The 22,799-nt window shown below is 61.2% G+C and carries 23 protein-coding genes; 12 read left to right on the plus strand and 11 right to left on the minus strand.

Annotated elements, in window-relative coordinates:
- The 9 genes from fliS (at window position 1) to rpe (ending at window position 8,292) form a co-directional block, all read left to right on the plus strand.
- Entirely contained in the window at window positions 1–411 is a 411-nt protein-coding gene (gene fliS / locus DBAC_RS11960; protein WP_015774555.1) for a flagellar export chaperone FliS, read from the plus strand.
- 85 nt (window positions 412–496) lie between these two features.
- Window positions 497–2,380 carry an asparagine synthase (glutamine-hydrolyzing) gene (asnB, locus tag DBAC_RS11965; protein WP_015774556.1) on the plus strand — a complete coding sequence of 628 codons (1,884 nt, stop codon included), beginning with the start codon at window positions 497–499 and terminating at the stop codon, window positions 2,378–2,380.
- A 51-nt stretch (window positions 2,381–2,431) separates the two neighbouring features.
- Complete coding sequence (locus tag DBAC_RS11970) at window positions 2,432–3,370, plus strand: zinc-ribbon domain-containing protein (RefSeq protein ID WP_015774557.1); 939 nt, start codon at window positions 2,432–2,434, stop codon at window positions 3,368–3,370.
- Entirely contained in the window at window positions 3,370–3,543 is a 174-nt protein-coding gene (locus DBAC_RS19240) for a hypothetical protein (RefSeq protein ID WP_015774558.1), read from the plus strand. Before DBAC_RS11970 ends, DBAC_RS19240 begins: the two co-directional genes overlap by 1 nt.
- Before the next feature lie 140 nt (window positions 3,544–3,683).
- A complete protein-coding gene (gene ahbC / locus DBAC_RS11975; protein WP_015774559.1) occupies window positions 3,684–4,877 on the plus strand; it encodes a 12,18-didecarboxysiroheme deacetylase in 1,194 nt (397 codons plus the stop codon).
- A gap of 9 nt (window positions 4,878–4,886) precedes the next feature.
- Window positions 4,887–5,864: a porphobilinogen synthase gene (gene hemB / locus DBAC_RS11980; RefSeq protein WP_015774560.1), complete on the plus strand. Its 978-nt coding sequence runs from the start codon at window positions 4,887–4,889 to the stop codon at window positions 5,862–5,864.
- A 1-nt stretch (window position 5,865) separates the two neighbouring features.
- Complete coding sequence (gene ahbD / locus DBAC_RS11985; RefSeq protein ID WP_015774561.1) at window positions 5,866–7,065, plus strand: heme b synthase; 1,200 nt, start codon at window positions 5,866–5,868, stop codon at window positions 7,063–7,065.
- Window positions 7,066–7,168: 103 nt separating this feature from the next.
- Window positions 7,169–7,627 (plus strand): siroheme decarboxylase subunit alpha, encoded by a 459-nt coding sequence (ahbA, locus tag DBAC_RS11990; protein ID WP_015774562.1) that lies wholly within the window; start codon window positions 7,169–7,171, stop codon window positions 7,625–7,627.
- Complete coding sequence (rpe, locus tag DBAC_RS11995; RefSeq protein WP_015774563.1) at window positions 7,627–8,292, plus strand: ribulose-phosphate 3-epimerase; 666 nt, start codon at window positions 7,627–7,629, stop codon at window positions 8,290–8,292. The genes ahbA and rpe overlap by 1 nt, the downstream gene beginning before the upstream one ends.
- 81 nt (window positions 8,293–8,373) lie before the next feature.
- Here the strand turns inward: rpe and crcB are convergent, their stop codons facing one another.
- Complete coding sequence (gene crcB, locus DBAC_RS12000) at window positions 8,374–8,748, minus strand: fluoride efflux transporter CrcB (protein WP_015774564.1); 375 nt, start codon at window positions 8,746–8,748, stop codon at window positions 8,374–8,376.
- 309 nt (window positions 8,749–9,057) lie between these two features.
- Here crcB and DBAC_RS12005 point away from each other — a divergent pair, with 309 nt between their 5' ends.
- The 3 genes from DBAC_RS12005 to DBAC_RS12015 all read left to right on the plus strand — a co-directional run bounded on the left by DBAC_RS12005 (window position 9,058) and on the right by DBAC_RS12015 (window position 13,267).
- Complete coding sequence (locus tag DBAC_RS12005) at window positions 9,058–9,843, plus strand: LytR/AlgR family response regulator transcription factor (RefSeq protein ID WP_015774565.1); 786 nt, start codon at window positions 9,058–9,060, stop codon at window positions 9,841–9,843.
- A 9-nt stretch (window positions 9,844–9,852) separates the two neighbouring features.
- On the plus strand, window positions 9,853–11,559 hold the full coding sequence (locus tag DBAC_RS12010; RefSeq protein WP_015774566.1) for a LytS/YhcK type 5TM receptor domain-containing protein: 1,707 nt from the start codon (window positions 9,853–9,855) through the stop codon (window positions 11,557–11,559).
- Window positions 11,560–11,806: 247 nt separating this feature from the next.
- Entirely contained in the window at window positions 11,807–13,267 is a 1,461-nt protein-coding gene (locus DBAC_RS12015; protein WP_015774567.1) for a carbon starvation CstA family protein, read from the plus strand.
- Between the two features lie 94 nt (window positions 13,268–13,361).
- Here the strand turns inward: DBAC_RS12015 and fliW are convergent, their stop codons facing one another.
- The 10 genes from fliW to flgG all read right to left on the minus strand — a co-directional run bounded on the left by fliW (window position 13,362) and on the right by flgG (window position 22,775).
- The gene (fliW, locus tag DBAC_RS12020; protein ID WP_015774568.1) at window positions 13,362–13,832 is read right to left on the minus strand and encodes a flagellar assembly protein FliW; all 471 of its coding nucleotides are present in this window, start codon (window positions 13,830–13,832) and stop codon (window positions 13,362–13,364) included.
- Complete coding sequence (gene csrA / locus DBAC_RS12025; RefSeq protein WP_015774569.1) at window positions 13,808–14,047, minus strand: carbon storage regulator CsrA; 240 nt, start codon at window positions 14,045–14,047, stop codon at window positions 13,808–13,810. The genes fliW and csrA overlap by 25 nt, the downstream gene beginning before the upstream one ends.
- 9 nt (window positions 14,048–14,056) lie before the next feature.
- Window positions 14,057–15,841, minus strand: coding sequence for a flagellar hook-associated protein FlgL (flgL, locus tag DBAC_RS17995; RefSeq protein WP_015774570.1), 1,785 nt, complete (start codon window positions 15,839–15,841; stop codon window positions 14,057–14,059).
- Window positions 15,842–15,853: 12 nt separating this feature from the next.
- A complete protein-coding gene (gene flgK, locus DBAC_RS12040) occupies window positions 15,854–17,947 on the minus strand; it encodes a flagellar hook-associated protein FlgK (RefSeq protein ID WP_015774571.1) in 2,094 nt (697 codons plus the stop codon).
- Window positions 17,947–18,420 carry a flagellar export chaperone FlgN gene (flgN, locus tag DBAC_RS12045; RefSeq protein WP_015774572.1) on the minus strand — a complete coding sequence of 158 codons (474 nt, stop codon included), beginning with the start codon at window positions 18,418–18,420 and terminating at the stop codon, window positions 17,947–17,949. The genes flgK and flgN overlap by 1 nt, the downstream gene beginning before the upstream one ends.
- Window positions 18,421–18,628: 208 nt before the next feature.
- Entirely contained in the window at window positions 18,629–19,222 is a 594-nt protein-coding gene (locus tag DBAC_RS18000; protein ID WP_015774573.1) for a rod-binding protein, read from the minus strand.
- Between the two features lie 14 nt (window positions 19,223–19,236).
- A complete protein-coding gene (locus DBAC_RS12055) occupies window positions 19,237–20,352 on the minus strand; it encodes a flagellar basal body P-ring protein FlgI (protein ID WP_015774574.1) in 1,116 nt (371 codons plus the stop codon).
- Window positions 20,336–21,025, minus strand: coding sequence for a flagellar basal body L-ring protein FlgH (locus DBAC_RS12060; RefSeq protein WP_015774575.1), 690 nt, complete (start codon window positions 21,023–21,025; stop codon window positions 20,336–20,338). Before DBAC_RS12060 ends, DBAC_RS12055 begins: the two co-directional genes overlap by 17 nt.
- Window positions 21,026–21,038: 13 nt before the next feature.
- Complete coding sequence (gene flgA / locus DBAC_RS12065) at window positions 21,039–21,989, minus strand: flagellar basal body P-ring formation chaperone FlgA (RefSeq protein WP_015774576.1); 951 nt, start codon at window positions 21,987–21,989, stop codon at window positions 21,039–21,041.
- A gap of 3 nt (window positions 21,990–21,992) precedes the next feature.
- Window positions 21,993–22,775 (minus strand): flagellar basal-body rod protein FlgG, encoded by a 783-nt coding sequence (gene flgG / locus DBAC_RS12070; protein ID WP_015774577.1) that lies wholly within the window; start codon window positions 22,773–22,775, stop codon window positions 21,993–21,995.
- Between the last annotated feature and the right edge of the window lie 24 nt (window positions 22,776–22,799).

Here is a 22,799-nt window from a genome sequence, read left to right on the forward strand (position 1 = left end):
GTGCACAAAGCCGCCAACGCCTACATGCAGACCAAGGTCACCACCACAACCCCCGGCCATCTCGTGGTTCTGCTTTACGACGGAGCCATAACCTTTCTGGAACAGTCCAAGGAAGAAATTCTGGCAAAAAACTACGCCAAAAAGGGTATCCTCATCTCCCAGGCTCTCGATATCATCGCGGAACTCGACGGTTCCCTGAATACGGACAAAGGCGGAGAAATCGCCCAGAACCTGCACAAGCTCTACATGTACTGCAACACCCGCCTGCTGCAGGCCAACCTCAAGATGGATACCGGGATTGTGGACGAGGTGATCGGAATCCTGTCTGCTTTCAGATCAGCCTTTTCGGAAATCTCGAACAACCAGGCTTACCAGGCGCCTCCCAAAGCTGCTTCCTATTACGCCAGATAGGCAGGACCGCCCTGCCCTGGCCGGCATGTAAGGCACGCATTCTGCAGACGATTTCCCAGACCACACCTCAACAGGGAAAACACGCATGTGCGGCATAGCCGGCTTCTTCAACCCCAGCGGAATCTCTTTTCAACGCGACGTTCTTGCGTCCATGGCCCAGGCCCTGGCCCATCGCGGACCGGACCACCAGGGCCTGTTCCAGGACCGTTGCTGCGCCCTGGCCTACAGGCGGCTCTCCGTCATAGATCTGGCAGGGGGCAACCAGCCTGTGATCCACGAACCATCCGGCGCGGTTCTGGTCTTCAACGGCGAAATCTACAACTACCAGCCGCTGCGGGCCGAACTTGCCAGTCTTGGCCATGTTTTCCGCACGCATTCGGACTCGGAAGTCCTGCTCGCGGCCTACCTGCAGTGGGGCGACACATGTCTGCGCCGCCTGGTCGGCATGTTTGCCTTCGCGGTCTGGAACCCACGGGAGCAGACCCTTTTCCTGGCTCGGGACCGCATGGGCAAGAAGCCGCTTTTTTATACGCTCCTGCCCGACGGAACACTGATCTTCGCCTCGGAGATCAAGTCCATCCTGCACTTCCCGGGCGTGCCGCGCCGCATGAATCCCCTGGCCATGGACCGGATGCTGGACTACGGATTCAACCTGGCCCCCGACACATTTCTGCAAGGAATCCATCAGGTTCTGCCCGCCCACACCCTGCTCGCCGGCCGCAACGGGCAGCGAACCGCCCCCTATTGGGACATCCCCATGGAAAGCCCGGTCTCGGCAATCTCCGAAGATGAAGCCGCCGAGGGCCTGCGCCATCATCTGGTCGAAGCCGTGCGCGACCGGCTCGTGGCCGATGTGCCCGTGGCCTGCTACTTAAGCGGCGGCATCGACTCCAGCAGCGTGACCGGCCTTTATGCGAACCTCTCAAACGCCCCTGTCCACACCCTCTCCATCGCCTTCGAGGACGCGGGCTATGACGAACGCCATTTCGCGCGCATGGTTTCAAGCTCGTTCGGCACCAGCCACCACGAATTTTTCTGCGCCATCGCCCAGGAGGAAATCGAGAAACTGGTCTGGCATTTGGAGAGCCCGCTGGTCACCCTTCTGAATCTTCCGTTCTATCTTTTATCCAGGCAAATAAGGGACATGGGATTCAAAGTGGTCCTGTCCGGTGACGGGGCCGACGAAATCCTGGGCGGATATGACTATTTCAAGCTCGTAAAGCTCATGAACTTCATCGGCAGAAACGAAACTGTTGGCCGCGCGAACCTGCTGCGCCGGGTCTTTCCCGGCATTTCCACGCCGCAGCAGGCCTGGATGCAGTACGCGATGCTGAAGGGATATCCCGCCGCGCACCCGGCTCTGCCCTACAGGTTCCAGGCTTTCCAGTTCAAGAACCAGCTCATGAGCGAATCCTTCGTGAACCGCCTTCTGCCCATAATCGGCGAACGGGACGAGGAATTACCCGTGGTTCCGGGATCCCGGTCACTCCTGGACCAGGCCCTGTACCTGGAAACCAAGATGCGCCTGCCAAACCTGACCCTGGCCCTGGCCGACACCATGAGCATGGCCAACTCCGTCGAGCTGCGTTCGCCGTTCATGGATCACCGGCTGGTGGAGTACGTCTTTTCCCTGCCCAGCCACTTCAAGATGCGCGGCCTCAATGAGAAGTACCTGCTTAAAAAAAGCTTTCGAACCTTCCTGCCCCCGGCCATCAGCCAGCGCCGCAAACAGCCGCTGTCCCCTCCGGGCAAATGGTTCATACGCATGTTCCGGGACATGATCGGCGATGTGCTCTCTGCCGCCACCGTCCGCGAAAAAGGGTATTTCAGACCTGAATTCACGGACCACATGCTCGGCGAATTCGATTCCGACAGCCCCATGGATTACAGCGGCGTAATCATTGTCGCCTTCTTCGTGCACCTCTTCGACGATCTCTTTGTATCCGCCAAAACCCCCGGCGGTTGCTAATCGAGACAAGAGCAGGTATCAGCCTTCTCGCAAGAGGAGAACGCATTTACCATGAATATCACCTGTCCAAAGTGCGGATTCGGACGCGCTATCAACGAAGAGAAGCTACCTCCCAAAGCGGTCATGGCGACCTGTCCAAAATGCCAACATCGCTTCAAATTCCGGGAAGTAGCCCCAGTCGAACATATTGAACCAAAAACCGATTCACCACCCGTAGCGCCAGCAATAGAGCCTGAAATTCAGGACACGCCGGAAAAGGCGTCGGGTCCCGTTCAGGCTGAGCAGGAAACCACGCAGCACGTCGACGCGCCCGCGCCGCCGCATGACGAAGACCTGTGGAACGAACTGTCTGCGCTGAAAGAAGATGACGAGGAAGGCGGCTCCTATGCCGAGCATCGGCCGGAGCCGTCCCTGCCGCTGTGGGAACGCGTCGACTCCGGCTATCCACGCGCTTTCGTCCAGACCTTCCTGGAAGTACTCGCCAACCCCAGGATTTTTTTCTCGGCCATGCCCGTGGGATATGGGATCGTCAAACCCCTGCTTTTTTTCCTGATCATCGTCCAGGCCGTGGCCCTGTCCCAATCAATCTGGCAGCTTTTGGGCATCATCCCTCCGAGCGCGTTGACCGAAAATCTGGACAACACGTTGCAGGCGGCTCTTTCCCTTATTCTGTACCCGCTTGAAGTCTGTGTCTTCCTGTTTCTCGACACCGCCATGAACCACTTCTTCCTGCGGCTCTTCAAGGCGGACACCAAGGGCTTTGAGGGCACCTTCCGGGCCGGGACCTACAGCGCGGCGCCCATGCTGCTCATGATCGTCCCGTACATCGGGTTGCCCTTGGCCATGATCGGCGTGGTCGTATACAAATTCCTGGGGCTGCGCCATGTGCACGGCGCCACGAACAAGCAGGTGCTGGCCGTCCTCATACTGCCCATGCTCCTGGCCATCACCGTCGCCATTGTTCTGACGCTGCTGACCGGAGGGATCTGATGCGCAATTTCAAAGCCTGGTGGCGCACGGCCGTGAAAAAGCCCGAAGACCACCTTGAACCCCGCGTCAGCGCGGTCAATCCGGCACCACGGGCCGAGCCCGGCGCCAAGGATTCAAAAGACGGCACGACATCGCTTATGAGCGCCGATCCTCCCACCCACACCCTGCAGTAGGCGTTTTCACCCCTTGACTTGACAATGGCAACCATTAGGACAAGCCTTCGGCTTTCTCGTTTTTCCGGACCCTGCCGCGCCTTCCGGTGCGGCCGGGCTCGCATCACCCCGACGAACCCCAGCGTTCACATGAGGCAACCATGATCGGTATTTCGAAATTATACTGCGGCACGGTGGAACCTTCCGACGCCCTGCGCTACGGACGCAATTCCGCCCAACTCCCATCTCACCTGCTGCAGTTCGCCAAGGACAAAAAGCCCGTTGTGGTCTGGAACATGACCCAGCGCTGCAATCTCAAATGTGTGCATTGCTACGCCCACGCCGTGGAGCCGAGCAATCACAAAGACCCCATTTCCACGGATCAGGCCAAGGCCATGATCGACGACCTGGCCAAATTCGGCGCGCCGGTCATCCTCTTCTCCGGCGGCGAGCCCCTGGTGCGCGAAGATCTGGTGGACCTAGCCAAATACGCCACCTCGACGGGCATGCGCGCGGTCATCTCCACCAACGGGACGCTGATCACCAAGGCCAAGGCCCGGGAACTCAAAGAAGTGGGTCTGTCCTACGTGGGCATCTCCCTGGACGGCGCCGAGGCCGTGCATGACCAGTTCCGCGGCGTGACCGGCTCCTACAAACTGGCTCTTAAAGGTGTGGAAAACTGTCAGGCCGAAGGACTCAAAGTGGGCCTGAGGTTCACCATCAACAAACGCAACGCGGCGGAAATTCCACACCTCTTCGATCTGGTAGAAGCCCTGGAAGTGCCGCGCATCTGTTTTTACCACCTGGTCTATTCCGGCCGCGGCTCCGAACTGATCAAGGAAGACCTGGACCACGCCGAGACCCGCGCCGTGGTCGATCTGATCATGGACCGCACCCGGGCTCTGCACGACAAAGGCAAGCCCAAAGAAGTGCTGACCGTGGACAACCACGCCGACGGCCCCTACGTCTATTTCCGTATGCTGAAAGAAGACCCCAAGCGCGCGGCCGAAGTGATGGAGCTGCTCAAAATGAACGAAGGCAACTCCTCGGGACGCGGCATCGGCTGCATCTCCTGGGACGGCGCCGTGCACGCGGACCAGTTCATGCGCCACCACACCTTCGGCAATATTCTGGAACGCCCCTTCTCCGAGATCTGGGTGGACGAGAAGATCGAGCTCCTGCACAAGCTTAAAGACAAGCGTCCGCATGTAAAGGGCCGCTGCGCCACCTGCCGCTTCCTGAACATCTGCGGCGGAAACTTCCGGGCCAGGGCCGAAGCATTTTATGACGACTTCTGGGCTCATGATCCGGCCTGTTATCTGACCGACGAGGAAATCAGCGGCGAGAAGGTCTAGGAGGACGGCATGAACACCTTTCACCGCGGCCGCAGGCTGCGTTCAAAGAAAGTCCTGCGGGACATGGTGCGGGAGAGCAGGCTGGGCCGCGAGGATCTGATTCAGCCATACTTCGTGGTTGAATCGGATCCGGATTTCAGAAAGCCCATCGCTTCCATGCCCGGCCAGTTTCAGCTGGGACTGAACCAGCTGATGGGCGATGTGGGCACGGCCGTCGATGCGGGCCTGAGCAGCCTCATCCTGTTCGGCATTCCCGTCGAGAAAGATCCTGCAGGCACCCAGGCCTATGCCGAAAACGGCATCGTGCAGCAGGCCATCCGCCGCATCAAGGACCGCTGGCCCGAACTTATCGTGGTCGCGGACACCTGCCTGTGCGAGTACACCTCGCATGGGCACTGCGGACTGGTCTCGCCCGAAGGCGTGGTCCGAAACGACCCGACCCTGGCGCTGCTGGCCCGCACGGCCGTGGCCCAGGCCCAGGCAGGGGCGGACATCATCGCCCCCTCCGACATGATGGACGGCCGTGTGGCGGCCATCCGGGAAGCGCTCGACGAAAAAGGATTCCTGGACACGCCCATCATGTCCTACGCGGTGAAATATTCCTCGGCCTTCTACGGCCCCTTCCGGGACGCGGCCGAAAGCGCGCCCAAGTTCGGGGACCGCAAGACCTATCAGATGGACCCGGCCAACTGGCGCGAAGGCCTGCGCGAAGCGGCCGCCGATGTCGAGGAAGGCGCGGACATCCTCATGGTCAAGCCGGGGCTGCCCTACCTCGACATCATCCGCCTGGTCCGCGACAACTTCGACCTGCCCGTGGCCGCCTACCAGGTCAGCGGGGAATACAGCCAGATCAAGGCCGCAGGCCAAAATGGCTGGATCGACGAAACCGCCGTGGCCCTTGAAAGCCTCATCGCCTTCAAACGCGCGGGCGCGGACCTGATCCTTTCCTACTTCACCCAAGACCTGCTCAAGGCGGGACACATATAAAATGCATAAACATCCCCATAACGCCGCTGGCGGCCCCGGTTTGGACGGGCCTGCGGCCGGACATCCCGGTGGACACCCCGGCGGACATCCGGGCGCAAAGCCCGGCGGGCATCCCGGCGGCATGATCACTACCCTGGCCGACGGCACCCCGGCCTGCAAGCTCATCGCCTGGGAAGTGACCCGCTCCTGCAACCTGGCCTGCAAGCACTGCCGGGCCGAGGCGCACCTGGAACCCTACGAGGGCGAGTTGGACACGGCCGAGGCCAAGGCGCTGATCGACACCTTCCCGCAGGTCGGAAACCCCATCATCATCTTCACCGGCGGCGATCCCATGATGCGCGCTGACGTGTACGAGCTGATCCGTTACGCTACGGACAAGGGCCTGCGCTGCGTCATGTCGCCCAACGGCACCCTCATCACCCCGGACACGGCGCGGCAGATGCGCGAAGCCGGAGTGCAGCGCTGCTCCATCTCCATCGACGGCCCAGACGCCGAAAGCCACGACGAGTTTCGCGGCGTGCAGGGCGCGTTCGACGCCTCCATGCGCGGCATCCAGTATTTGAAGGACGCAGGGATAGAGTTTCAGGTCAACACCACCGTGACCAGAGCCAACCTTGGCAGCTTCAAGAAGATATTCGATCTGTGCGAACGCATCGGCGCCGTGGCCTGGCACATCTTCCTGCTCGTGCCCACGGGCCGGGCCGCCCAGCTCGGGGCCGAGGTCATCACGGGCCAGGAATACGAGGACGTGCTCAACTGGTTCTACGACTTCCGCAAGACCACGAGCATGCACCTTAAAGCCACCTGCGCCCCGCACTACTACCGCATCATGCGCCAGCGGGCCAAGGCCGAGGGCGTGCCGGTCACGCCGGAAAACTTCGGCCTCGACGCCATGACGCGCGGCTGCCTGGGCGGAACGGGCTTCTGCTTCATCTCCCACACCGGACAGGTTCAGCCCTGCGGCTACCTGGAGCTGGACTGCGGCAACATCCGCAGCACCCCGTTCCCGGAAATCTGGCGATCGTCCAAGCAGTTCAAGCAGTTTCGGACCCAGGAAGAATACGAAGGCAAATGCGGCATCTGCGAATACCACAAAGTCTGCGGCGGCTGCCGGGCCAGGGCCCATTCCATGGATCACAACTACATGGGCGAGGAGCCACTGTGCACCTACCAGCCCAAACTCCTGGAACGGATGAAGTAAGAGATGCGGGGCTCCGCCCCGCGCCCCGCCAGGGGATCGCCCCTGGACCCGCACAAGGGATTGGGAAACAGGTGCGACGCCCTGCACCGGAAATGAGGAACGCATGGACGATTTTGACAAGAAGATACTGGACATGATCCAGACCGGCTTTCCGCTCGAAGCCCGGCCTTATGAAGAGATCGGCCGCAAGGTCGGCCTGACCGAGGCCGAGGCCCTGGCCCGCGTGCGCGCGCTGACGGAAAAAGGCGTGATTCGCCGCATCGGGGCCAATTTTCAGTCCAAGAAGCTGGGCTGGCACTCGACCTTATGCTCGGCAGCCGTACCCGAGGACAAGCTGGACGAGTTCATCGCCGAGGTGAACAAGCTCCCCGGCGTGACCCACAACTACCTGCGCGCTCATCGCCAGAACATCTGGTTCACGTTCATCGGGCCATCCTGGGAAGAAGTGCAGGAGACCCTGGCCGGGATCACCCGCAAGACCGGCATCTCCATCCTCAATCTGCCCGCGAGCAAGCTCTACAAGATTCAGGTCGACTTCAAAATGGGCGACCGGGAGGAATGATGCGCGAATTCATTCTCTCTCCGTCCCTTTTGTCCTCGGATTTTGGCAATCTGCGCGCCGAACTGACCGCCCTGGAAGACGCGGGCCTCAAATGGGTGCACTGGGACGTCATGGACGGAGCCTTCGTGCCCAATATCACCTTCGGCCCCCCGATCATCGGCCGGTTGCGCAAGACCTCGAAGCTGTTCTTTGACGTGCATCTGATGATCGAACGGCCCGAACGCTACATCCGCGAATTCGCCGATGCCGGCGCGGACCTCCTGTGCATCCACGCCGAGAGCACGCTCCATCTGGAGCGCACGATCAGCGCCATCCGCGAGGCGGGCATGAAAACCGGCCTTGCCCTCAACCCGGCAACGCCCCTAGCCATCGTCGACTACCTGCTCCCCAGTCTGGACATGGTGCTGATCATGAGCGTCAACCCCGGCTTCGGCGGGCAATCCTTCATCCCCTTTTGCAAGGACAAGATCGCGGCCCTGTCCGGCATGATCCGCGCGCGTGGCCTTGAGACCCTCATCCAGGTCGATGGCGGCGTGACTCTGGACAACGCGAAAGAACTCTTTGACCTCGGAGCCGACGTACTGGTCTCGGGCTCGGCTTTCTTCGGATTTCCCCCGTATGCCGAGCGGCACAAGGCTTTTCAGGATGCCATGCGCGCGAAATAGGCGGCCTGCGTCTTTTCTGGTTTTCCATCGACCCTCGCCCACGGCGGGGGTTTTCTTTTTCGGGTGCGCGCAGCTTGGCCGCTAAACGATCCGGCCCAGACCCGTGCCGAGGTACAGGGCCGCGAAGCCGACCAGATTCTGGCCAGCCAGATTAAGGGCCAGCTTCAGCCACTGCCCGTCGTTCAGGAGGCCGCCGCTTTCAAAGATGAAGGTCGAGAAGGTCGTGAACGCGCCCATGAAACCCGTAAGGATGAGGATCCGCGCCTGCGCCGACAAAAATCCTCGTTCTTCGGCCATAATCCAGACCAGTCCGAACAAAAAACAGCCCGCGATGTTCACCGCCCAGGTGCCCCAGGGGAAATCCCGGCCCATGAGATCGTAGACCAGGCCCGAGAGCCAGTAGCGACACAGGGTTCCGCACGCCCCGGCCAGGGCGATCAAGGCAATTTTCGACATGTGTTTTCCTCGCGGTTGATTCGCCGTCCTGATCGAAATGCCGCCGGCGGCGCGCATCAATGAATACGCCATGCGGCACCGGCCCCCTGCGGAACGTTCCCGGAACGCAACGGTTCCGCATGAAAAAGACTTCGCTTATCAAAGCCATGAATGATTGTGGAGCGCTGTCCCGTAAAGGCAATTATTCCTGCCGCAGAATCGGACGGACAGCAATACAGGAAGTATCTCTTTTCAAAACATAGAGTTACATCTTTGATGCGTTTTGTGGGCGATTCTGATAAAGGCGCAGCAAACATTATGAGAGGCCCCATGACATCCCCTGTCCGCTGCCTGCTGGTCGATGACGAGCTACCCGCCCTGGACGAACTGTCCTATCTGCTGTCCGAGTTTGAGGACGTGCGGATCGTCGGCACGGCCATGTCCGCATCCCAGGCCATGGAAGAAATCGTGCGCTTGCGCCCGGAAGTCGTTTTCCAGGACATCCAGATGCCCGGCGCGACCGGCTTCCATGTTCTGGAGCGGGCCCTCAAATGTCCAGACCCGCCACTCTTCGTCTTTGCCACCGCCTATGACCAGTACGCCATCCGCGCCTTCGAGGAGAATGCGGTGGACTATCTGCTCAAGCCCGTCTCCCGCGAGCGTCTGGCCAAATGTCTGGGGCGCCTGCGCAGCCTGCTGCGTCAGAACGAGGCGGGCCTCGCAGTGCAGCCGAAGCTGGAGGAGCTGCTTAAGGGCATGGGACTCGGTCAGCCGCTGGTGCGCATCTCCGTGGAGCACCGGGGGCGCGTGCTGCTGCTGGGGCACGCCGATGTCGTCCTCATCCGCACGGAGGAACGGCGCATGTTGGTGCACACGCGCGACGCCCAGTACATCCACCACGGTCCCGGCACCCTGGACCGCCTGGAAGAAAAACTTGCCGCCCTGTCCTTCTTTCGCGCCAACCGGGGCGAGCTGGTCAACCTGACCCAGGTCCGGGATTTCGCGCCCTGGTTCAACGGCAAATATCTGCTGACCATGCGCGATCATGCGGCCACTGAAATTACCGTCAGCAAGGCCCGGGTACGCGATTTCCGCGACCAATTGGGTCTTGCGTAGAGGATAACCATGAATTCCGATGCCCTCATCCTGGCCCTGGCCGAACGCCTCGGGCTCATCGTGGCCGGGGCCTTCCTGCTCCTGACCATCACCCCCATCCACAAGATGCGCCTGCGCCAGGGGCCCTCGTGGCGCTCGACGCTGCTGCAGATCCTCTTCTTCGGAGCGGCCGGAATCCTGGGCACCTACGGGGGCAACCTTGTCTCCCAGTCCGTGGCCAACCTGCGGGCCATGGCCGTGATCACCGGCGGCCTCTTCGGCGGTCCCGTGGTCGGCATCGCTTCGGGACTCATCGCCGGAGGCCATCGCATCCTCATCGACATCGGAGGCTTCAGCGCCGTCCCCTGCGGCATGGCGACCATGATCGAAGGCGCGGCCGCCGGGCTGCTGACCCTTTACCTCAAAGAGCGTAGCGTGGACTGGCGCTGGGCCGCCGGGCTGGCCCTGGGCGGCGAGACACTACACATGGGCATGGTTCTGGTTCTGTCCCATTCCTTCACCGAAGCCGTGGAACTGGTGCGCATCATCGCCGCGCCCATGATTCTCTTGAACGCCCTGGGCGCTGCCACCTTCGTGCAGGTCATCAACGTGGTCTTTCGCTACCGGGCCCGGCAGGATTCGGTTCAGGCCCAGGAAATTCTCGACATCGCCAACTCCACGGCCAGCCACCTGCGCTCCGGCCTGACCGCCGAAAGCGCCATGGCCACGGCGCGGATCATCCACAGTCGCGTCGCGGTCGGCGCGGTGGCCATCACGGGCGAAGCCGATGTCCTGGCCCACATCGGCGTCGGCGACGACCATCACCTGCCCGGTCGTCCCATCGTCACCAAGGCCACGCGGACCGTGCTCGAAACAGGACAGCCCATGTTCCTGAGCAACAAGGCCGGCATCGGCTGCGGGCACCGGGACTGCCCCTTCGCCTCGGCCATCATCGTGCCCCTGACCAAGGGCGGAAGCGTGGTCGGAACCCTCAAATTCTACGGCACGGCCAGCAAATCTCTCGATCTGCTGCTCTTCGAACTGGCCAAGGGGCTGGGCAACCTTTTCTCCACCCAGCTTGAGCTGGAAAACATCCAGATCACCGAACGCATGCTCGCCCATGCCGAAATCCGTCGTCTGCAGGCCCAGATCAACCCGCACTTCCTGTTCAATTCATTGAATACCATCATCTCCTTTTGCCGCACCAGCCCGGAAAAAGCCCGTACCCTGCTGCAGGACCTCTCCAGTTATCTGCGCAAGAGTCTGGAAGCCAGCCGGGGCTTTGTGCCCCTGTCCGAAGAGTTGGACCAGATCCGCTGCTATTTGGCCATCGAACAGGCCCGCTTCGGCGAACGCATCCGCATCGACTTCGATGTGCAGGATGGATGCGAATCCTGGCCCATTCCACCGCTCATCATCCAACCGCTGGTCGAAAACAGCGTGCGGCACGGCATCCTGGCCCATGAGAACGGCGGAGAGATCCGCGTACAGGTGCGAAAACAGGACGGACACCTGCATGTGGAAGTCAAGGATGACGGGGTGGGCATGGACCAGAACCAGGTTGACCGCCTCTTCGCCAAGACGCGCCTCGATTCCCGCTCAGGCGGGATCGGGGTCCGCAACTGCTTTCAGCGTCTGGAACAAATCTTCGGTCCGGCCTACCTGCCTTCGGTCGTCAGCGCGCCGGGTCAGGGCACGCGCATCGACTTCATGCTGCCCATGCCGGCCCGGGTCTGAGCCTCACTCACCTTTTCTCAAGCCAAATTCTGATCGCAAACCAGGCGTTTCGCCTCCTTTCGCGTGCACTTCAGGCGCAAAAAAAGACAGTTGAAACGAGCCTTCTTGTCTCCCTCTCCTTCTTTGACCTAAAGCGCGGCGTATCCGCCGAGTTCGACTCGGCAAGCCGTCCCGGTCATGGCAGCATGACCGAAAGTTGATTCGAAGGAACGTTAAGAGCAACCAACTTTTTTCCAAGGAGGGAGACTTGTTTTACTTCTTTTTCGCCGTCGCGGCACTCATCACCGGCTATTTCGTTTACGGCAAGATCGTCGAATCCAGTTTCGGCGTCGACACCTGTCGGGCCACCCCGGCCTGCCGCCTCGCGGACGGGGTCGACTATGTCAAAATGAACCCCAAAACCATCTACATGGTGCAGCTCCTGAACATCGCGGGGCTTGGCCCCATCTTCGGCCCCATCCTCGGCGCCCTCTACGGCCCGGCCGCGCTGGTCTGGATCGTGCTTGGCAGTATCTTCGCCGGAGCGGTGCACGACTATTTCTCCGGCATGATGTCCGTGCGCTATGACGGCAAGTCCATCCCCGACGCCGTGGGCCACAACCTCGGCAAGTTCGCCAAGCAGTTCATGAACGTCTTCTCCGTCATCCTGCTGCTCCTGGTCGGCGTGGTCTTCATCCTCGGACCGGCCAAGCTTCTGGCGGTCAAGATCGGCTTCAACCTGGACAAGAACATGGCCGTGGTGGTCTGGACCGGCATCATCTTCGCCTACTACTTCCTGGCGACCATCCTGCCCGTGGACAAGATCATCGGACGCCTCTATCCGCTCTTCACCGCCTGCCTGCTGATCATGGCCTTCGGCCTCTCGACCATGCTCATCGTGGACGGCTACACCTTCTTCCCCAACGGCGTAGGCCTGGCCAACGTGCATCCCAAAGGCCTGCCCATCTGGCCGCTGATGTTCATCACCATCGCCTGCGGCGCCATCTCCGGCTTCCACGCCACCCAGTCGCCCATGATGGCGCGCTGCATTCCCGATGAAAAATGCGGACGCCCCATCTTCTACGGCGCCATGATCGGCGAGGGCATCATCGCCCTGGTCTGGGCCACCCTGGGCATGACCTTCTACCAGACCCCCGAAGCCCTGCAGGCCACCCTGGCCAGCGGCGGCCCGGCCGCAGTGGTCGATCAGGTCGCCACCACCCTGATGGGCCCCATCGGCGGTTTCCTGGCCATCATCGGCGTCATCATTCTGCCCATCTCCTCCGGCGACACGGCCTTCCGCGCCGCGCGCCTGATCATCGCCGACTTCAGCAAGGTCGAACAGAAGTCCATCGCCAAGCGCCTGCTGATCGCCATCCCCCTGTTCGTCATCGGCTTCATCATCACCAAGACCGACTTCAACATCATCTGGCGTTATTTCGGCTTCGCCAACCAGACCCTGGCCACCATCGTGCTCTGGGCCTCGGCCATGTATCTGGTCCGCCACGGCAAGGCGCACTGGATCGCCAGTGTCCCCGCGACCTTCATGACCGCGGTTTGCGCCACCTACCTCTGCGTGGCCCCGGAATTCCCGCTGCACATGAGCGCGGACTACGGCTACCCCATCGGCATCGCCGTGGCCGCGGCCTGCTTCGTCTGGTTCATGCTTGCGGCCCGCAACACCCCGGTGGAGGTGGACGCCGTCGACTCTCCCGGAGTCATCGGCTGACCTGAACACATGTAAAAAAACAAACCCTCGCCGAATATCACGACGAGGGTTTGTCAATGTTCTGAGCCTGACCGGCGACCCGGTCAGGCTTTTTTCATGAATTGGCCAAACGCCTGTCCTCGTTTCCAAGGTCGCGCAGCAGAACCTGCGACGGAAATCCCAGTTCCACTTGCGGGGACTGCAGCCCCAGTCGTTCCTGAACATTGACGCAGATGGGCCCGGTCAGGTTGAGGGTGCTGCCCTGCGGGTCGCCTTTGGGCACGGTCACGCTGACCAGGATGAACAGGTCATGGATGCTGCGGACCTTCAGAAGCCGCTCTTCGGCCGCGGCCAGCCGAATCTCATAGCTCGGCAAAAAGGAGAAGGGATCGGCAAGCATCATGCCCATGCTCGGCATCTCCATGCTCTGCAGAAAATGAAAGGGGGTTCCGGGCTTGAACTCCACCAGGGCGAACTCTCGCAGGGACTCGAAGCCGATGATGCCACGGGGAAAACGGATGGTCTTGTCCGCGGAAATGACCAGCTGCCCGATACGTGAATTTATTGTTTGTCTTTTTTGGTCCATAATGCTGCCGCCATCATCAGATCGTTGTTATCGAGTTCCAGGGCCGAGGCGTTCTGGGTCTGCACCTTGAGATAGATTTCTTCCCGGTAGACCGGCATGTGTTCCGGCACTTCAAGGCCCAGCTTGATCTGCTGCCCCTTGATGCTTAAAATCGTGATCTTTATGTCATCACCCACATGCACGCTTTCTCCGGGGCGACGAGAGAGTATGAGCATAACCCCTTCCTACAGATAATTGACCAGGCTCATCTTCATGATCATGGACGAGGATTTGAGGACCGCTTCATAAGACAGCTGCTGGTTGGCCAGCTCCGTCAGAAGCGTGGCCAGATCCGCATCCTCCACATTGCTCATGCGCTCGGTTTCGTTGAGTTTGAGGCCGGAAAGAACGGTGTCGGCCACATCGAGCCGGTTTTCCCGCGCGCCCACGGAGGCCAGCTGGGTTGTGAAATACTGATGGCCCGTCTTCAGCCCGTCCAGGGCCTCGGCGCAGCCTTGCTGATCGTTGTTTTCAAGCGCGGCCACCAGCTTGCCCACGGTCACCATGATGTTGTTGCCCACATCGGAATCAGAGAACACCGGCTGCGTTCCGTTTTCATAGTAACCACCGAAAATTTCCGCGCCGACGTTGTTGAGCTGCAGATACTGCCCGGCGGAAATCTCCACGTTGTGCGCCGCCGTCTGAGGATGGATGACGAACTGGGCATTCTTGACAAGCTGGACCACGCCATCCCGGCCCGAAAGCACCAACTTTCCGCCCGGCACCAGCAGGTCGGCAGCGGTGCCGGTGTTGGCGGCCGTATGCCCTGTGGACCAGTTCACGCCGCCGTCGGTACTGTAAGAGTATTCGATGGGTACCCCTGAACCGATATTCACCGGAGCATCGTTATCAATGCGCGCCATGACATCGCTTGAAAAAAGTCCGCGCCCCTCGGCGTTGACCGCAGCGCCCATCTGAATGACCCCGGTGGACCCGGATTTGACCATGAACTCCACGCCCGTGAGATTGCCGCTGCCGGTCACCTGCACCCCGCCATACGGCGTCTGAATGACGGGCGTGGCAATGTTGTCTACCGTGACGGTCGTCCAGGTGGTCCCGTCAACTGAGTACTCGGCCTGAAACGTGCCGCCGCTGCCGGGGGCTCCGACCGCGCCCAAAACCCGGACTTCCACGTCCTTCTCGAAACCTCCCAGAGGCAAGGCGGAGATGGTCGCGCTCCCAGCGGAATACAGGACTGCGGACTGAGATTCGTGATCGCCCTTGTAGACCGCCGTGGGGGCCACGGTCAGCCACGAGCCCTTTGTCATCAGCTTGTTGGACTCGGGCGAAAGCTCCACTTCATAATCAGCCGGAAAAGAAACGCTGACTCCGCCCAGATTCAGCGATCCGTCGGCGTCCCAGGTTCCTGTCTCCCAGGTTGCGCCCCCGTCCTTGCTGAACCGGCAGTCCGTGCCGCTGACTGGAACGGTGGTCCCTTCCGCCCCCAGGAACTGGACGACGAAACTGCGGCTGGCCAGGCCCGTGGCCAGGCCGAGGCTGTTGCCGTCCTGATCGTAGACCATGAGCGCCTCCTCGAAGGCGCTCTCGTCAAATTTCTGGCCTCCGAAAATGGCGTTCCCCTCGAACCGGGAGTTGGCCAGGTTGACCAGTTGGCTGAATATCTGGCGGACCTCGTAGGAGGTCGCCTCGCGGTCGGAGGCGGTCATTGTCCCGGAAGCGCCCTGCTCGGCCAGTCCCTTGAGCTTGGTGAGCAAGGTGCTGACCTGGATCATGGATTCGTCGGCCAGGCCAAGCCAGCCCTTGGCCGTATCGATGTTGCTGCGGTACTGGTCGATGGAGGACAGGGAGGTGCGGTAATTGAGCACGCGGGCCGTACCCACCGGATCGTCTGAGGGTTTGTTGATGCGCTTCTGGCTGGAAGCCTGCATGTTCAGATCCATGAGCCGGGACTGGGTGTCCTGCAGATTGTACAGAAAATTGCTGTACTGATTACGAAGGGATACGCGCATGACCCGCCTCCATTAGTTCTTGAGCCCCAAAAGCACTTCCAGCATGGACTCGGCCGTTGTGATCAGTTTCGCAGCGGCCGTGTAGGCGTGCTGAAACTTGATCAGGTTGGTCATTTCCTCGTCCAGATTCACGCCTGAGACCGATTCCTGCCGCGACTTCAAATCGTTGGCCAGGGCCTCCTGATATTCCGCGTTGAACTTCGCGGACTGCGTGTCCGACCCGGCCTTGGCGACCAGGGTGGAATAGTATTCCCCCAGCGTCTGGCGAGTCGTGCCCTCGGTCACGGTGCGCGTGGCCACGGCCTTGGTCTGCAGGGCCGCAATGGCGGCAGCCATGGTATTGTCGCCCGCATTCATCTCCCCGGCGCCGTTGACGTGGCCGGTGTTGATGCGGGAGGTGTTGCTGCGCACGCTGTTGTTGACCGACAGGGTCCGCGCGTCCGAACCCTCGAAAAACGTGTTGATGCCGAGCGCGGCCAAGAGTCCCGTCGTGTCGGAGCCAAAGGCGAAGTCATGATCGGCGTCGGCGGTTATCTGCAGGTGGTTATCCGGCGCGGAAGCCGTGAGCGCGCCGCCAAAGGTGCTGTTGATCGCATCGACCACGTCCTGCAGACTGTGCGCGGCCGGGTCGAAGTTCTGCACGCCGGCCGTCCCGGAATCGAAATCAAGGCCCTGGAACTGCACCAGCGCTCCGGTGGTCTTGTCATAGACGCCGATCATGAGGTTGCCGCTTTCCAGCTTGTCGCCAAAGATCAACCCGGCGTCGACGCCAAGCTCCGCATCCTTGTCCACCAGCCCGTACGTACCGATGACATCCTCAAAGCGCTCAAGGCCGGTGCCTTGGGAATGAAGACGATTGACCTCCCAGACCAGGCTTTTAGCGAAGGCGTCGAGCTTTTCGAGGTAGCCGCCGACACTTGCGTCCCGAAACTGAAAGTAACCGGCCAGACTGCCGCCGGTCAGACGGCGCTCGTTGTTCTCGCCGTTGCTCAGGATCTGCGGCGTGATATTGACCTTGGAGGCGGACGTTTCATACCAGAAGACGGATTTGTTGGGCAGAATCTGAAAACGGTCCCCGGCAGTGAGCGTATCACCGGCTTCGGGCGAAAAAAGTACGGATCCCTTCCCATCGGGCAGCAGCACGCCCTCATCCGTGACGGTGAAGACACCCACCCCGTTTTCGTCCTTAAGCCAGGTCTTGCCGCCGTCCGCGGAAACCTTGAAGGTCACCCCGCCGCCGGAAACCAGCCCGGGGTTGACGATTTCAATTGTGTATTCGCTGGAACTCTCGCCATTGAACGAAACAGTTCCCGCATACGTCGAGGCGCTATCCAGAGAGGCCGAAAAGGGAGCCGACTCGAAGGCCAGCCTGAAGGCATTGGTGCCATCGACCAGCGTATGCCCGGCCTTGGTGGTGATCGTCACATTACCGAGGCCGTTGTCGATGTAATTGATGTCGATCTTCTCGGCCAGTTCGCGAACCAGGGACGCACGCTGGTCGCGCAGACCGTTGGCGTTGTTCTTGCCCGTCTCCTCGGTCACGGTGATCTGACTGTTCAGCTCGGCGATGCTTTTGAGAAGAGTATTTATTTCTTGTACTTCCGCGGCGATGGTGTCGTCCGTCTGCCCTTGCAGCCGCTGAAGATCCGCCTGCACGACCCCGATGGCCTGCTCCAGGTTGGAGGCGTGCCCGAGCAGGGCCGCGCGCACGCTGGTGTCGCCGGGATTGGTGGCCAGGGTCTGCCAATCCGCCCAGAACGCGGACAGAGCCGAGTTGACCCCTTGCGCGTTGGACTCGTTGAAGATCATCTCAACGTTCTGCAGATTCTCGTAGAGCTTCTGCCAGCGCTGCTGCTCCGAGCTCTTGGTGTTGTACATGACCTCGGTGAATTCGTCGAAATAACGGATGACTTCGGCCGCGTTGACGCCGGTGCCGAGCTGGCCCGGACTGTAGCTGATGTAATAGCCATCCTCGAAGCGTACGGCCTGACGGCTGTAGCCCTCGGTGTTGGCGTTCGAGATATTGTTGCCGACGACCTCGATGGCCGCCTGGTTGGCAAAAAGGGACTGCTTCCCGATGTTGAACAGGGACGCGATGCCGGGCATCAGAGCCTCCCGCGAACCAATGTCGCCGTGGCCGTGCGATCCTGCCACGTTCCCTTGGCCGAGTAGGTGTTGCGTTCTCTGGGCGCGACCTGATTTTGAAAGTGACTGAGCAGCACCCCGCTCTGCTTCCACAGAGCCATGGCCAGATCGGCGTTGATGGATGCGAGCTGTCCGCTGTCCTGCTCATGCGTGATGATTTTGGCCCGCCACGTTTCAAAGATCCGCCTGTCCGCTGCGGGCAGGGTCTCCAGAAAAACCGCCAGGTTGGTCATGCCCGCCGATTGCAGGCGATGGACCAGCGCCTCGCGTTCACGCACGAGCTGCCTGATCAGGTCCTGAATGCACATCTCAAGCCCCGTCACCTTGTCCGGTGCGCCTGCCCGCAGCAGGGAGTACTCCTCGCGCAGGAGCTGGCAGAGAAGCTCTGTGCCTTTGGCCTGACGAATGAGACTGCCAAGAATGATCTGTTGCATATGGTGCTTCCTTTCATGTGAAAAGTCGTGGGACGTACGGCCGAGACAGGAAATCCCTGCTTGGCCTAGCCCTCTTTTCCCTGATCATTGCAAAATCCCGACCAGTGCGCACCTGGCCTTCCAGGTGCTGTGCCGTAGGGCCTTCCCGCCCGGATGCGGTCCCAGGAGAGCCAGCCGCCCGGCAAGAATTTCCCCGTGGTCTTACGCACTATGGTCCGTCCTCGCCGTCCATGCGTACAACGCGCAGGGCGTCCTCCAGATCCGTGGGCATGGCCTGCGCCTTTTCCGCTCCGGACAGATTCGAGCGCTGCTCAATGCGCCGTGCCAGCATCTCGGCCTCATGCTGTGCCGTAATGGCGGCCAGCGTGCGCGGCTGCACGGCCGCAGCCTGATTCCGGGGCTGAGTCGAGCTCGACGCCGAGCGGTCCAGGGGATGCAATGGCGCCGTGGAAGTCGTATCGCGACTGGCGTTGACCAGGCGCTCTGAAAGATTCGCATAGAGCATGTCGGACAAGCCGATACCCCCGCTGCGCGACATCTTGACCGACAGCTCCTGGTCGAACATGGACAGATAGCCCTCTTCTTCCTTGGAATGGAGCATTCCCTCCTTGGGCACGGAAGCACGCATCTGTTTCCAGATCTGGCCGATGAACACGGCCTCGAAGTCCTGGCAGGCTTTCTTGAGCTTGGCCTCGTCCATGCCTTTTTCGGGCTGCACTTGGGAGCGCAGATTCCGGAGCCTGTCCTGCAGGCTTTGCGTCGGATCAGGTTCGGGCAGGCCCGTGGTGATAATCTCGTTCATGCCGCCTCCGCTGGCTAGATGACTTCAAGATCGGCATGCAGAGCGCCCGCCGATTTCATGGTCCGCAGAATGGAAATCAGGTCCCGGGGCGTGGCGCCAATGGCATTCAAACCATCGACCAGCTCCTGGATGGACGCCCCCGCCATGAGAATGAGCCGACGCTGCTCTTCGCGTACGCCGATCTCGGTGGCCGGAGTGATGGCCGTCTGGCCCGGGGAGAACGCTCCGGGCTGGGAAACCTGAGGCTGTTCGGACACAACCACGTTCAGGTTGCCGTGGGACACGGCCACCTTGGCCAGGGTGACGTTGGCGCCCAGAACCACGGTGCCGGTCTTTTCATCGACAACCACCTTGGCCCGACTGTCGGGCTGGACTTCCAGATTTTCCAGGGAGGCCATGAGCGCGACGATATTGCCCTGATACTGGGAAGGAACCCCGAGCCTGATGGAGGAGGCGTCCTGGGCGTGGGCGTACTGACCGCCAATGGCCTTGTTCAGGCTGTCTGCGACCTGCTTGGCCGTGGAAAAATCCTCTACGCTGAGCTGAATGGTGATGTCATTTTGCTCGTTAAAACTGAAAGGCACGCTGCGTTCGACCACCGCGCCGCCAGGGATGCGGCCCACGGTGGTGACGTTCTTGGTCGCCGTGGCCGCGTCTCCGCCGGCTGAAAATCCGCCCACGGCCAGGGCACCCTGGCTCAGGGCGTAAATACTGCCGTCAATGCCCTTGAGCGGGGTCATGAGCAGCACGCCGCCCAGCAGCGAAGACGCATCCCCCACGGAAGAAACTGTCGCGTCAAGCCGGGAACCCGGTCTGGCCGAAGCCGGCATCTTGACCGTGACCATGACCGCGGCGACGTTTTTGGGTTTGAGCGCTGCCCGATCGACCTTGACCCCCATGTTTTCAAGCATGTTGGCCATGGACTGGATCGTAAACTGCGAGCTGCTCTTGTCCCCGGTCCCCGGCAGGCCGACCACCAGTCCGTAGCCGACCAGGTCGTTGGAGCGCACGCCGCCGAAGCTGGCGATATCCTTGAGGCGCACTGCGCCGGCAGGCATGCCGAGGCTCAGGGACAGGCCAAGGACAAGAAGCAGGAAGGCGAAGCGTCTGGTTTTAGAATGGCCACACATTGTCAAGTATCCTCGCAAGCCACCCGGGGCGTTGTTTGTCGGCCAGGACCCCCTCGCCGTAAAGTTCGATGCGCGCTTCGGCCAGGCTGGTGGACATGATGGTGTTGTCGGCGTCGATATCACGATCCCTGGCCACGCCCTGCACCAGCACGATCTGGGTTTCGCCGTTGACCCGCGTTTCGCGGGCTCCGACCACTTCCATGAGCCCGCCGCCCAGAACCCGGGTCACCCTCGCCGCCACGGTGGTGGTAAGGGAACTTTCACGCTTGGTTTCGCCGTCACCCTCAAATCCGCTGGTGGAGCCGGCATTGACCAGAGCATCCGGTCCTACGGTCGCGCCGGGAATCAGCGGCAGCTTGTCCTTGCCCAGATAGGCGCTCACGCCCAGATTCATGGAACTTTCCCTGTCGGCCGTGGTCGAGGCCTTGCTCTTGGACAATGTGGTCTCGACCACCTTGATGAGCACAATATCCCCGACCCGTTTGGCTCTGGCATCGGCAAAGAGCATGGTTGCCCCGTCCGGATCAAAGAGCGAGCCCGGATTCCGGGCCTCGGACACCCGCTCCTGCGGAGGAGGGGTGACCACGGCTGCGGGCATGGGCGGACGGCTCGTGGTCCGACATCCGGACAGGACCAGCACCGCCAGCATCAACATCATACATCTTTTCTGCATATTTCCTCCCGGCCTACGGCACACGCACCGTTTCGGCGTCGACAACCTGCGCGGCAACCACTCTGCGGCTCTGCATGTTCCGGACCCGGATGGTGTTGCCGATGCCGCCGTCCTCAAGACTTTCGACCGGCACGGTCAATTTGAGTGTCTGCCCCGCATAAATCAGGGTCAAAATCTGCCCCTTGGCCACCACGGGGATGAACTCCACCGCGTCGGCGCTGATAACCTGTCCCTCGCCCACCGCCGCAGTCATGCGCAGGGGCAGGTTGCGACCGTCCCATGGCTCCCGCGCCATATAAGCCAGATTCTTGCGCGCAAAACCGACCAACCCAGGCTCCAGCATGTCCCCCCTGTTCAGGACACGAGCGGCGCAGGGCACAGTCTTCCAGACATCGGCGAAGACCGTGCCCGTGAAGCTCTGCAGCGTGCGGCCATCTTCGGTTACAGCCTCCAGCCGCAGACTGATCCGCCCCGGCGCGGGCGTACCCACGGGAACAACGCGAATCTGAACCGGGTCCTTTTCGGAGATGAAGAGATAATCCGCCATGCGATGCTCACGGATTTCCACTTCGCCCTCATGATGGGCCAAGGCGCTCGTCAAAATTTTGTCGATGGCCGGCCGCATGGCCAGAGCGCTGAGCACCTGCCCGCCGCGCTGGACCTGAACCTGATCTGGAACATCCAGAGGAGGCAGGGCCGTCCCGAACCGCTGCGCGATCAGTTCGCGCAACCTGGGGCCGTTCAGATTGACCCGGGCGCCATCGAATTTGGGTGAGGCCAACAGCGGCACCGCACCAATGCCGGCCAGCAGCGTCTTGGCGTCCTCGCCCTCTGCTCGGGCCAGGTCGCTTAACGTGATGGCCGGCCCGTCCACGCACACGGCCCCGGCCAAAATCAGTCGGCCCTGGGCCACGGCCAAGCCGGGACAAAGCAGAAGGATGAGCAGGGGAACCAGAAAACGCATGCGCTACCTCTTCAACTGATTGGCGGTCTGCAGCATCATGTCGGCCGTGGTGATGGACTTGGAGTTGGCCTCGTAGGCCCGCTGGCCAACGATCATGTTGACCATCTCCTCCACGATCTCCACGTTCGACATCTCGAGGAATCCCTGGGCCAGGGTGCCGGCATTGTTCTCCCCGGGCACGCTCTCCACAGCCTCGCCGGAACCGTCGGTCTGCACATAGAGGTTGCGCCCCATGGCCTTGAGACCTGCCGGATTGACAAAGGTGTAGACCGGAATGTCTGTGCCGGCGATCTCCGCTCCGGCCTTGTCCACGCATGTCAGGCGACCGTCCTCGGTCACGACGATGTTCTGGGTCTCGGGCGGAACAATGAACTCCGGCTGCAGGGGGTGCCCGTTGTCGGTCACGATGCGTCCGTCACTGTCGAGCTTGAAGGCCCCGCTTCTGGTGTAGGATTCCTCGCCGCCCCGATCGACACGAAAAAATCCGTCGCCTTCGATAACCAGGTCGAGCTGGTTACCCGTATTCTGGAAATCGCCCTGCGTGAATATCTTGTGCACGGACACGGGCCGAACGCCCATGCCGACCTGCATGCCCACGGGCAGGCGATCGCCTTCCTGGTTGGAGGAGCCTGCGATCTTCATGTTCTGGTACATGAGATCCTCGAACTCGGCCCGGTTCTTCTTGAATCCGGTGGTGTTGACGTTGGCCAGGTTGTTGGCCGTGACGTCGAGATTGAGCTGCTGGGCGATCATGCCCGAGGCGCTGGTCCATAATGCGCGAATCATATTTTCTTCTCCTTGCGGGATCAC

This window comes from Desulfomicrobium baculatum DSM 4028, from assembly GCF_000023225.1.
Taxonomy (GTDB): domain Bacteria; phylum Desulfobacterota; class Desulfovibrionia; order Desulfovibrionales; family Desulfomicrobiaceae; genus Desulfomicrobium; species Desulfomicrobium baculatum.